This window comes from Acidovorax sp. SRB_24 (assembly GCF_012931925.1).
The window spans coordinates 1-10,438 of sequence record NZ_MWOM01000099.1 but is presented as its reverse complement, the minus strand read 5'-3'; the positions used below and the strand labels follow the sequence as shown (position 1 = coordinate 10,438).

The 10,438-nt window shown below is 59.9% G+C and carries 11 protein-coding genes and 1 pseudogene; 6 read left to right on the top strand and 6 right to left on the bottom strand.

Translation table 11 applies throughout. The annotated features are described in order from the left end of the window. Positions 1-167: 167 nt before the first annotated feature. A complete protein-coding gene (locus B2J89_RS19965) occupies positions 168-1,118 on the bottom strand; it encodes a DUF72 domain-containing protein (RefSeq protein ID WP_206043052.1) in 951 nt (316 codons plus the stop codon). Positions 1,119-1,144: 26 nt separating this feature from the next. On the opposite strand from B2J89_RS19965, the gene B2J89_RS19960 reads away from it, so the two are divergent. From B2J89_RS19960 to B2J89_RS19950, 3 genes are all read left to right on the top strand, one after another. After that, entirely contained in the window at positions 1,145-1,450 is a 306-nt protein-coding gene (locus B2J89_RS19960; RefSeq protein ID WP_169170626.1) for a hypothetical protein, read from the top strand. Positions 1,451-1,561: 111 nt separating this feature from the next. Then, on the top strand, positions 1,562-1,822 hold the full coding sequence (locus B2J89_RS19955; protein WP_169170625.1) for a hypothetical protein: 261 nt from the start codon (positions 1,562-1,564) through the stop codon (positions 1,820-1,822). Then, positions 1,819-2,034, top strand: coding sequence for a hypothetical protein (locus tag B2J89_RS19950; RefSeq protein ID WP_169170624.1), 216 nt, complete (start codon positions 1,819-1,821; stop codon positions 2,032-2,034). The genes B2J89_RS19955 and B2J89_RS19950 overlap by 4 nt, the downstream gene beginning before the upstream one ends. 101 nt (positions 2,035-2,135) lie before the next feature. Here B2J89_RS19950 and B2J89_RS19945 read toward each other — a convergent pair whose 3' ends face one another. Genes B2J89_RS19945 through B2J89_RS19935 form a run of 3 tightly spaced genes read right to left on the bottom strand, consistent with a single transcriptional unit; the run spans position 2,136 to position 5,130 of the window. Further along, positions 2,136-2,894 carry an IclR family transcriptional regulator gene (locus B2J89_RS19945; RefSeq protein WP_205763912.1) on the bottom strand — a complete coding sequence of 253 codons (759 nt, stop codon included), beginning with the start codon at positions 2,892-2,894 and terminating at the stop codon, positions 2,136-2,138. 40 nt (positions 2,895-2,934) lie between these two features. Next, positions 2,935-3,918 carry a tripartite tricarboxylate transporter substrate binding protein gene (locus B2J89_RS19940; protein WP_169170623.1) on the bottom strand — a complete coding sequence of 328 codons (984 nt, stop codon included), beginning with the start codon at positions 3,916-3,918 and terminating at the stop codon, positions 2,935-2,937. 9 nt (positions 3,919-3,927) lie between these two features. After that, on the bottom strand, positions 3,928-5,130 hold the full coding sequence (locus tag B2J89_RS19935; RefSeq protein ID WP_240965098.1) for a CaiB/BaiF CoA-transferase family protein: 1,203 nt from the start codon (positions 5,128-5,130) through the stop codon (positions 3,928-3,930). A gap of 673 nt (positions 5,131-5,803) precedes the next feature. On the opposite strand from B2J89_RS19935, the gene B2J89_RS19930 reads away from it, so the two are divergent. Beyond that, positions 5,804-6,614, top strand: a protein-coding gene (locus B2J89_RS19930; RefSeq protein ID WP_169170621.1) for an IS5 family transposase whose coding sequence is annotated in 2 segments (ribosomal slippage) — positions 5,804-6,144 and positions 6,143-6,614 — 813 coding nt in all. Because the reading frame shifts where the segments join, the coding sequence is not laid out codon by codon here. Positions 6,615-6,884: 270 nt separating this feature from the next. Here the strand turns inward: B2J89_RS19930 and B2J89_RS19925 are convergent. Further along, positions 6,885-7,796 (bottom strand): LysR family transcriptional regulator, encoded by a 912-nt coding sequence (locus B2J89_RS19925; protein ID WP_169170620.1) that lies wholly within the window; start codon positions 7,794-7,796, stop codon positions 6,885-6,887. 191 nt (positions 7,797-7,987) lie between these two features. Between B2J89_RS19925 and B2J89_RS19920 the strand changes: the two genes are divergently transcribed. Both B2J89_RS19920 and B2J89_RS19915 read left to right on the top strand, forming a co-directional pair. After that, the gene (locus tag B2J89_RS19920) at positions 7,988-8,899 is read left to right on the top strand and encodes a transporter substrate-binding domain-containing protein (RefSeq protein WP_169170619.1); all 912 of its coding nucleotides are present in this window, start codon (positions 7,988-7,990) and stop codon (positions 8,897-8,899) included. A 15-nt stretch (positions 8,900-8,914) separates the two neighbouring features. Beyond that, positions 8,915-10,255, top strand: a complete 1,341-nt coding sequence (locus tag B2J89_RS19915) for an FAD-binding oxidoreductase (protein ID WP_169170618.1) — start codon at positions 8,915-8,917, stop codon at positions 10,253-10,255. 31 nt (positions 10,256-10,286) lie between these two features. Here B2J89_RS19915 and B2J89_RS22870 read toward each other — a convergent pair. After that, a pseudogene (locus B2J89_RS22870) lies at positions 10,287-10,438 on the bottom strand (IS3 family transposase); the annotation flags it as partial.

Here is a 10,438-nt window from a genome sequence, read left to right as displayed (position 1 = left end):
ATTGGGCTCGGTGAACACAGCGCCAAGGCCGATGCGACCAGGATTCGGCACGGCGCTGCCGTCGCAGTAAATAAGCCAGGGTTCCTGTGCCATGTCCGCGGACAGCGCCCGAGCTTCTGTCCCGGGCGCTGAAGCGGCCATGCCCGCTCGAGCTGTGCACCCGGCCGTCACGCTCGCCCCGCCAGCAGCGCACGAAAGGCTCTTGCATTGCCCTGCGCCTTGTCTTCCATGCAGTTGTTGAACACGGCGTGCGCGTACCTGACCGACCGCACCATCGGCTCAAAGCGCTGGGCCAGGGCCTGCAGTTCGCCCGCCGTGTACGCATAGTCGAACCGCTCGGCCGCCGTCCTGGCGGGCGTCGCGTAGGCCTGCGCATTGCGCCCGTGCAGGCGCAGCAGCGTGTGCTCGGGGTGCGTGGTTTCCCAGATGCACGGCACGCTGTGCGCTGAGCCCTGCGGTCCATCGACAATCGTGTGCACGACGGCAAGCGCGCGCTGCATCGCGAGGGTCTCTGCGGTGGCCTCCGCGCTCTCCCAGCAGCTCAGGTGGCGGAACTCGATGCTCAGCGTGTGGCCCGGCAGGCGTTCTGCGCACTGCTCGAGGTGCGCGAGGGCCGCTGGGTGTCTCGACACCTTGGGCGAGAACTGGAAGTGCACGAGGCCGAGCTTTCCGTCGGCCTGCAGCGGCGCCAGACACGCCGCGAACCTCTGCCACAGCTCTGCCCTGATTTCTTCGTCCAGGTCCTTGTAGACCAGCCTGCGGCCCGCGCCCAGCGCCTGCCGGATGTCCCTGGGCAGCACGTCCGTGCTGGTCCACTGCCCGGTGAAGAGGCTGAACGCTTTCACATTGAACACAAACCCTGGCGGCGTGCGTTCGGCCCAGTGCTGGGTCGTGGCGACGGCGGGAATCGCGTAGTAGCTGGTGTCGACCTCGACCAGGTTGAACTGCGAGGCATAGAAGCGCAGCCGCGCCTCGGGCGACCTGGCGCTTGCGGGATAGAACCTGCCGCACTCGAGCAGCGTCTTGTCCGTCCAGGATGCCGTTCCGACCAGCAACGCCATGGCTGCCTCCTTGCCTGCATTGTCGCTGCGCGCGCCCTCAAAAGACTGTATATTCATACAGTCCTCATTGCAGGAGAAGCACCATGCAAACCATCGAATGCACCTACACGGTCACGCTGCGTGACTATCCGGAACCGCTCCCCGCCACGCAGCGCACCGCGGCCGAGGCGCGCTACGCCCAGGAACTCGAGAGGCAACTGGGAGGCCCCGAGCAGGTGGCCGCGGCCCTGGACACGATGGCAAGCCTCGAGGCATCCGCGCCCCAGCTCACGCCGGGCGACCTTGCGCTGCTCAAGGCCTGGGGCCGCGCTAGTGTCGCAGCCCGGCAGGCCGGGTTTCGGGGCCTGGGCGAAGCGAGCAGCGCGTACTTTGACGTGGGGCTGCCATGAGGGTCGAGATTTGCTGCCGCTGGCGCGTCCAATCCCCGGCGGGCCGGTAGCGCGAGACACTACAGCGCGTCCGAAGAGGCGATCCGCAAGGAGCACCCCGAGGCGACGCCCGTGCAGGGCACGCGCACCGAGCAGCTCATCCTGGACCAGCCGGCGCAGCTGGTGTGCGCGGGTTTTCACAGCCCGCAGGCCACGCCCTCGGTGCTGATCTGGCCATGCACTATTCCCGGACGCGAGGGGCGCATTCCGCTGGGCGGTCAGGTGAGCGACTACACCGTCACGCAGGAGGGTGACGACTGGGTCGTGATGCTCCACGGCACGACGCTCATGTACCGCGGCGCCGGGCCGGTCCGCGTCGAGGCCGCGCCATGACCGCGCGCTGGAACTACCCGACTTTGCTGCGCACGCCCGCGCGCAAGGGTGAGGGCGGGTTTCCGAAACAGACCTTGCTGCCGCTCGAGCCGCAGGCCTATGCGATCACGCAGCAAGGCGAGACCTGGCGCGTCGCCGTGAAGCACACGGGCGAAGTGATCTATGCGGGGCCGGGGCCGGTGCAGTTGGTGGCGTCGCCTGCACCATTCTGAACGTCAAAGATAAGGGTCCAGTTCTCGGGTCGCAGAACCTTGGATGCTGCGGCCGTTGACGCATTGATGCCCATGCGTGCCACGCGTTGCAGGCCTGAGCTTCAGTTCAGTGCTGCGGCGAGACCTTTGACCTGCAGCGGCTCTTCCAGCGGCTTGACGGTGAGCAGGATCTTCTCTTGTAGCCAGGGCAACCTATTCTCGTCCATGCGCGAGTTGACGGCCACCACGCACAGCGACACGTCATAGCCCTGGCGCATGAAATTTACGCCGATGCTGCGTGTGCCAGAGGTAATCCGGTCGCCGACCAACGCGTACCCGAGCTTGCGGCAGGCGCGTATTTCCTCCCAGAAGCTCTCCTCACCGATGGCTGCGAGGGCTGGCTCATGCAGGTTGCGCTGCACAAACCCACGGATCTCATCGTCGTCGAGCTTGGCCAGGATGGACAGGCCGCCACTGCCGATCCCGAGCAGGCGCCTTTGTCCGATTTCGGTGGTCAAGGCTTTGACGGGGTAGTCGCCGCTTTGCCGTTCCAGGCATTCGGCGTAGTCGCCATCGCGGCTCATCAGCAACACCGTGTCGCCGGTCACCTCTGCCAATGCGCGTATCACCTCGGCGAAGACGATCTTGATCTTTTTGTTCTTGTTTTCCAGGTGGCTGGCCACCAGTGGGTAATAGGCTGCAGTCCCTTCGCTTTTGTAAATCAGGGACTCTCGCTCCAAGGCTTCCAAAATTCTGTGGGCCGTGGATTTGTCAAGCTCCGATAGTTTCACCAATTCACTGAAACGCACGCCTGAATCGGCGCGCGCCATTATTATCTTCAGTAATTTTAGTGCACGGGTGACGCTTTGAGCTGCAGCCATATTATTTACGTCCAAAGAAAATTATTCCTTTTACATTCAGTTATTCCGCTCTAATACCGTTGGCATCAACGACATTTTTCCAATACTTGAAGTCTTTATTGATTTGCTCTTTCCAGGTATTGGCTGGCGCAAAGTTGACAAGCAAGCCTGCGTCGCTGATTTTGGCCTGCACCTCTTTGTCGGAAAGTATTTTTTTCAGCGAATCCTGAATCTTCTTCTTGATTTTCTCATCGGTTCCAGCCTTCACCACAATGCCGCCCCAAGGCACAGCCGTGAGGCCTTCAAAGCCTTGTTCCATCAAAGTAGGCGTGCTTTCCAGCTTGGGAAGCCGCTCGGATGAAGCCACGGCAATCGCCCTGATCTTACCCGTTTCGATATGTTGCAGCAGCGTCGTGTAGTCACCAAACATCATGGGGAGGTGGCCGCTCAGCGTATCGTTCAAGGCGGGCGCCGCACCTTTGTATGAAATGTGTTGCAGATCAATTTTGGCCATGCAAGCCATCTGCTGACCTGCAAGATGCCCAATACTGCCGCTGCCAGCGCTGGTAAATGACACTCCGTGCTTGTTATTTTTGGCGAACTCGATCAAATCCTTGGTGTTCTTGACATCTTTCATGCCGGGGTAATTCGGGTTGACCACCAGAACATTGTGGTGCGAGTACACACGCGCCACCGGATCAATCTGCTCGTTGAGGGACAGGTGTTCTTTGTCAAAAATGCGCTTAAATACTGTGGGGACAACCAACATCATCAGGTTATAGCCATCTGCAGACTGGTTCACAAAGTATTTCTCAGCAACCGTTCCCGAGGCGCCAGGCCGATTATCCACCACGACTGGCTGTCCCAGATCCTTGCTCATTTCACGCGCCAAAATTCTTGCGGCTGTATCGGTGGGGCCTCCAGCCGAGAAGCCGATTACCAAGTTGATACTCTTAGCAGGCCATTGTTTAGAATCGGTGGCGTGAACCATCATCGATACAGCCAAGGTCAAACTTGCGCAGATTGTGGGTTTGATAAATTTCATGGTTTTGTCCTAAATAATTTGATTGGCTCTAAGTTCTTGCATTTGTGACGCGTCTATGTTCAGGAATCGTTTTAAAATTTCTTCTGTATGCTCTCCTAGCATGGGCGGGGCTCTATCAGGTTCTGCCTGCGATTGCGTGAAATTGATTGGGTTTTTAACCAGCTTGATAGCGCCGTAAGCCGGGTGCTGGACTTCTTGCACAATCTGACGCTGCTGGATATGCGGATCCAGAAAAACTTCAGGTAAACTATTGATGCGACCTGCCGGCACGTTGAAGCGGTGCAATGCCTCGATAAGATCTTGAGATTTCCAGGACTGCAGTTCTAAGCTCAGGATGGTGGACAGTTCGACCCTGTTCTTCACGCGCAGCGTATTGGTTGTGAATTTCTCGTTAATGATCAGGTCTTCGCGGTGAATGGCTTTGCAGAAACTGATGTATTGGCCTTGGTTGCCGGCAGTCATCATGACGGCGCCATCGGTGCAATCGAACACTTGTGCGGGCACGCCGCCATTTCCCTGGGAGCCCATTCTCTTGGGCGCCGTTCCGGTGACGAGATACTGGGTTGCGAAATGGCCAAGCCCGCAAACCATCGATTCGAGCAACGAGATGTCGATGTATTCGCCGCTGCCCTGATTCTGATCTCGGCGGTATAACGCAGCCGTGATCGCGTTGGAGGCATATAAACCCGTGATGATGTCTGCAATGCTTGGGCCCACTTTCATGGGACCACCGCCAGCTTGTCCGTCGGGGTGTCCGGTCACGCTCATGATGCCGCTCTCAGCTTGAAACACCGAGTCGTATCCCGGCCTTTTTCTGTACGGTCCTGTCTGGCCATATCCGGTGATGGAGCAGTAGATAAGGCGTGGAAAGGAGGTGCGCAGACTCGCATAGTCAAGGCCATACCTTTGAAGATCGTCAACCTTGTAGTTCTCAATCAGCACATCAGCTTGCGCAATGATCTTGAGAAGCAGCTCCTTGCCCGCCGGCACTGAAAAATCGAGCGTGATAGATTTTTTATTGCGGTTCGCACTCAAGTACATCGGAGATTGCGAGGTGTCCTGGCCGTTCTCGTCCTTGAGGAACGGCGGACCAAACATGCGCGAGTCGTCACCGTTGACCGGGCGTTCGATCTTGATCACCTCCGCCCCCATGTCCCCCAGCATCTGACCGGCGAGCGGACCGGCCAGCACTCGGGTCATGTCGACCACCATGAGGCCGTTTAAGCACTTATTCATTGATCATCCAGTGAGATAAAAGTTAGATTACTCTCGACAGATGAGATTAAACGCATTGGTTGGTATCAAGATCGGTGGAAACCCTTGGATTCAAACGAACCCGCGGAGCACGTGCATGAGTCGACGGCAGGCTTAGAGACCCGATGGAATCCGCTTGAGACCGTGACTGCCTGATCCGTCAGTGCGGCGCACCACCAGACTACAACACTGATTTGAAGGAGAGCCGGCACAAAGCGTATTGATGGAATGACGGTCAAACCGGGTTGGGAAATTCCGATGAATCGCCAGTACCTTGAGTACATCCCGGAGATATGAGCCCCAGCCGCGAATAGCCATCATGGGCAGCTCTCGATCGCACAGCGGTCGTTTGACCTGCTGAGATAGGTATGTCCCGTCTTGCTCGCCGAAGCCCCTCATGCCGCCGACTGCGAATGACTCCGTTCAGCCTGAAGTGGTCGTTCCGTCGAAAGAGTTGTTATCTGCACCTCGTGCTGCTAAAGCGGGCACTCAGCGACTATGTGCGTGACCACCGATTTCTGACGAGATAGGCCAAGGCGAACTACTAGTGCTCAAAACACACGACGCGGCGTCTAAGAGCTGCTAACAGAAGCCTGTCATCGCCCAATGCCCGCTGTACGTTTGATGCGGCATGGGAAAAAACAGGAATAAAGGAATCAGCACGGCGCTGTACAAGAGGCTTGAGCCGTTGCTGCCGGCCGTGAAGCCCTCGCCCAAGGGCGGCAGGCCGCGACTGAGTGATGAGCTGGTCTTGAATGGCATCCTGTTCGTGCTGCGCACGGGCACGCCCTGGGAGCACCTGCCCCAGGAATTGGGCTTTGGCAGCGGCATGACCTACTGGAGGCGGCTGCGTGACTGGCAGGCCGCCGGCGTATGGCACCGTCTGCATCTGGCGTTGCTGGCCGAACTGCGCAGTGCTGACAAGCTTGACTTCAGCCGCGCCAGCGTGGATGGGGCCAGCGTGCCCAGCCCCCGGGGGGCCGTACACGGGGCCCAACCCCACGGACCGGGGCAAACTCGGCAGCAAGCGCCACATTATCACGGACCGCCAGGGCATCCCGCTGATCTTTTGCGTCACCGGAGCCAACCGCCATGACTCGGTGGTGTTCGAGAAGCTGATTGACGCATTGCCGGCGGTGGGCGGCAAGCGCGGCAGGCCGCGCCGCTGGCCCGAGAAGCTGCATGCGGACAAGGGCTACGACTACGTGCGATGCCGTGCCCACCTCAAGCGCCGAGGCATCCAGGATCGCATCGCTCGCAAGGGCATCGAGCGCAATGACCGGCTCGGGCGCCACCGCTGGGTGTTCGAGCGCACCCATGCCTGGCTGGCTGCCTTTGGCAAGCTGCGCACCCGCTTCGAGCGCCGTATCGACATTCATCTGGCACTGCTTTGCCTAGCGTGCCGCGTCATCTGCGTTCGCAATCTGCCTATGTTTTGTTAGCAGCTCTAACTGCGGCACACCCTATCCGAACTGATGGCTGACATCGACCATTTCAAGGACCGCCCGAAGTCACCGGGGATCTGGCCGTTCGCGCCGCCTTTCGTTCCGCACTGGAAGTGCTCGCAGAAGCCGCTGCAGCAGAATCAATCAGGCACCCGTTGGCGCACCGGTACTGGACTTACGTGCACAAGGAGTCAGCAGTCATGGCAGCTAAGCTGTCACGGCAGGGACTTCGGTCGCCCTACAACGCGCAAAGCCCTAATGAGTGCTTCAGCCAAATGGAAGCCCGGTTAACGCCTGCCATATGTGGTGCAGCGCGGGGTTCCGGTTGTCTACATTGCGATAGGCCGCATAGAAGATTTCGAGCGCCATCCGCTCACCGCCGAAAGGAACGAGTTCGCCCCTAGATACTGCTTTGGCCGCCGCACACCCAGGTAACCAGGCGATCCCTGCGCCTTCCATTGCCATCTGGCAGAGCACATCCGCCATGTCGCTTCGGAATACAGGAGCCTGGGGCGGTGGGAGCTTGTGCGCTTCTGAAACCCTGCGCACCAACTGACCGAGGTACGTGCCATCGGTGTATGCCAGTTGGTGGGCTCCGCCGGACTTCAATACGACGTCCGCCGACGTGGTGAGTGTTTTCAAAAACAAAGGCGATGCGTACGGCCGAAGGGTGTCGCGCACAAGCACCTTGCGCTCGAAATGGTCCAGCTCCAACTGGATCGGCAGCATAGGGCTGTAGTAGCACAGCAGCAAATCGGCCGAATCTGAGACCAGAGCCATCACTGCGTCATGGAGGTTGGTGGGGAGCGCTTGGCAACCGGGCGCTAGTTGGTCTGCGAACCATGCTCGCCACCATCCTGGCAGAAGATGTGTGGCAACGGTAAGGGGCAGCGCAATGCGGATGGAGTTGCTGGAAGCCTGCAAGCCTTTGGTCGCCTCGTCCCGTGATTCGTTGGCCAGCCGCAGCATCTCGGTGGCCTGGGCCACGAAGCGTTCGCCATGCGCCGTAAGGCAGCTCGGATAAACGGCACGGTCGATGAGGCGCACCCCCATCCATGCCTCCAACTGCTGAATGCGTCGGCTCAGGGCGGCCTGGGAAGCATGTCGAAGCTCGGCTGCCTTGGTGAAGTTTTTGGTCTCGGCGACCACGAGAAAGTCATAAAGCCAGCGAAGTTCCATTGCAGCGTGCCGTTTGCTATTTCGACAGCACTGTAGCGCCGCGTGGGCGCACGGGTTGGAAATGCAATAAATGCATGGCGTGGCGGGCTTGGGTTCCGGTTTTGGCACCTTCCATGCAAAGCCTGCAACAGGCGAAAGGGGCAGCGCTTTAGACTTTTGTGACGGGCACTCTCGCTCGGCCCGGAGGACACATGAAACGTTACTTGCTTGGAACATTGGCCAGTCTGTGTGCCGTAACCGTCGTGAACGCGCAGGCCCCCAATGACACGCTGGCAAAAATCAAGGCGTCTGGAAAGGTGATCATTGGCACGCGCGAGTCGTCAGCACCACTGGCATACACCTCGGAAAAGGCGGGCACCTATGTGGGTTATCACGTCGATATTTGCAACCGCATCGCCGACGCAATTAAGTCCGAGCTGAAGACCCCGAATCTCACAACGGAATACATGGCAGTCACCTCACAGAATCGCATTCCACTGCTCACGAACAACACCATTGACTTGGAATGCGGCTCCACCAACAACAACAGCACGCGTAAGCAACAGGTGGCCTTCGCACCCACCACCTACGTGGTCAACGTGCGCATGCTGGTGCGCGCTGACTCGCCCATCACGTCCGTGTCTCAGCTTGAGGGAAAAACCGTCGTGACGACGACCGGCACGACCTCGGTGCAGCTCCTGCGTAAAAATCAGCGTGCTGCGAATCTGAAATTCGATGTCATCAGTGGCAGAGACCATGGCGACAGCTTCCTGGTGCTTCAGCAGGGCCGTGCAGACGCGTTCGTGATGGATGACAACATCCTGGCCGGCGTGAAGGCCAGCGCCGCGAACCCGGCCGGTTTCAAGATCGTTGGTGAAACGCTGAGCGAAGAGCCGAGCGCCATCATGTACCGCAAGGACGACCCGGCGTTCAAGAAGGTGGTCGACAACGCTGTGATCGCGCTGATGCGCAGCGGTGAGGTCGACAAGCTCTACGCCAAGTGGTTTGTCGACCCCATCCCCCCGCGCAACGTGTCCGTCAATATCCCGATGAGCGCGGCCTTAAAGAATGCAATCGCAAATCCGAATGACAAACCAGCCGAGGACTATGCGGCTGTCAAGTGAGAAAGTGAGGTCGGCATGAGTGGCATCAACAACCCTGGTGGCGAGCGCCACGCGGTCGTGATCGGGGCAGGTGCGGTCGGCTGCGCCACGGCCATCGAAGCCATCCGTGTCGGGATGCGCGTCACAGTCATCGAACCCGGGGTCCCCGGCTCACCGCATGCGACGAGCTACGGCAACTCGGGTTGGCTTTCCACACATTCCGTGATTCCACCCGCACTCCCCGGAGCCTGGCGGAAGGTGCCGGGCTGGCTGGCAGACCCGCTGGGCCCACTTGCAGTGCGCTGGCGCTATCTCCCCAAGGCGTTGCCCTGGCTGTTGAGCTATCTGGCGTCGGGATGGACCGAGGCACGGGTGCAGCGTACGGCGGATGCCCTGCGAGGACTGCTATCCGATGCGCCAGCCCTGCACCAGCGCTTGGCTGCAGAGGCCGGGGTATCTCACCTCATCGAGCACCGAGGCATCCTGCACGTGTACCGATCCAGGCAAGAGTTTGAGGGTGAGGCGCTCGCTTGGCGGGTCAGAGCGCGTACGGGTGTGCAGTGGGACGAATGGGACGAGGCCACCTTGCGATCCCGTGAGCCGGACCTGGATGCGCGGTACACGTTCGCCATCCTTGTCGGGGAGGCGGGTCATTGTCGTGACCCTGGCGCCTACGTCGCGGCCTTGGCGCGGCACGCACAGTCGCTCGGCGCCCGCTTTGTACAGTCTCGCGCCACGGGCTTCCGCATCGAGAATGGTCGCCTGCGCGCGGTCCTGAGTGAAGACGGAGAGATTGCGTGTGACTCGGCGGCCATCTGCTCTGGAGCCCGTTCTGCAGAACTCGCGGCAGCCGTCGGCTCTCCAGTGCCCTTGGATTCCGAACGCGGTTACCACGTGCAGGTCAAAAGCCCCACGTGCGGACCTCGCACACCGATGATGGTGGCTGACGGAAAGCTCATCGCGCATTGGATGGATGGCGGTCTGCGCGCAGGTGGCCAAGTTGAGTTTGCGGGACTGGCAGCGCCCGCGAACTGGAAGCGCGCTGACATCCTGTACCGCCACCTTCAAACCATGTTCGAGGGTCTTCCTCTCACGCCAGAAGAGCCGTTGGTTCATCGCTGGCTTGGGCACCGCCCCAGCACGCCCGACGGTCTACCCTGCATAGGACCCTCGGCGGCCACGCCCGACGTGGTATTGGCGTTCGGGCACGGACACATTGGCTTGGGGGGTTCTGCTCGCACAGGGCAGTGGGCCGCGCAACTTTTGGCTGGTAATTCGTTGAGCGCATTCGCTTTGGCTTTCAGCCCAGCTCGCTTTCAGCTTGGGCGACAACTGAAAGGCAGTCAGAAGCGCATGGAAGAGACGCGGAAGTGGTGAGTGATCTTGCCCCCGAATTTCAGGACACAGACTATTCGCAATGTAGCGCCTGCCCGCTCTGAGCAAGACGCTGCTGCGCAGCGCGATGCTGCCGGAACTCTCTGGGTGATTTCATCTTCAGCGCCGTGTGCGAATGCACCTCGTTGAAGTGTTCGAAGGCCGCAGCCATCTGCGCCATCGCCG

Excerpts from the sequence above, each read along its gene's own strand:
- B2J89_RS19965 (WP_206043052.1), bottom strand. The coding sequence starts at position 1,118 with ATGAATATACAGTCTTTTGAGGGCGCGCGCAGCGACAATGCAGGCAAG.
- B2J89_RS19960 (WP_169170626.1), top strand. The coding sequence starts at position 1,145 with ATGCAAACCATCGAATGCACCTACACGGTCACGCTGCGTGACTATCCG.
- B2J89_RS19950 (WP_169170624.1), top strand. The coding sequence starts at position 1,819 with ATGACCGCGCGCTGGAACTACCCGACTTTGCTGCGCACGCCCGCGCGC.
- B2J89_RS19945 (WP_205763912.1), bottom strand. The coding sequence starts at position 2,894 with ATGGCTGCAGCTCAAAGCGTCACCCGTGCACTAAAATTACTGAAGATA.
- B2J89_RS19940 (WP_169170623.1), bottom strand. The coding sequence starts at position 3,918 with ATGAAATTTATCAAACCCACAATCTGCGCAAGTTTGACCTTGGCTGTA.
- B2J89_RS19935 (WP_240965098.1), bottom strand. The coding sequence starts at position 5,130 with ATGGTGGTCGACATGACCCGAGTGCTGGCCGGTCCGCTCGCCGGTCAG.
- B2J89_RS19925 (WP_169170620.1), bottom strand. The coding sequence starts at position 7,796 with ATGGAACTTCGCTGGCTTTATGACTTTCTCGTGGTCGCCGAGACCAAA.
- B2J89_RS19920 (WP_169170619.1), top strand. The coding sequence starts at position 7,988 with ATGAAACGTTACTTGCTTGGAACATTGGCCAGTCTGTGTGCCGTAACC.
- B2J89_RS19915 (WP_169170618.1), top strand. The coding sequence starts at position 8,915 with ATGAGTGGCATCAACAACCCTGGTGGCGAGCGCCACGCGGTCGTGATC.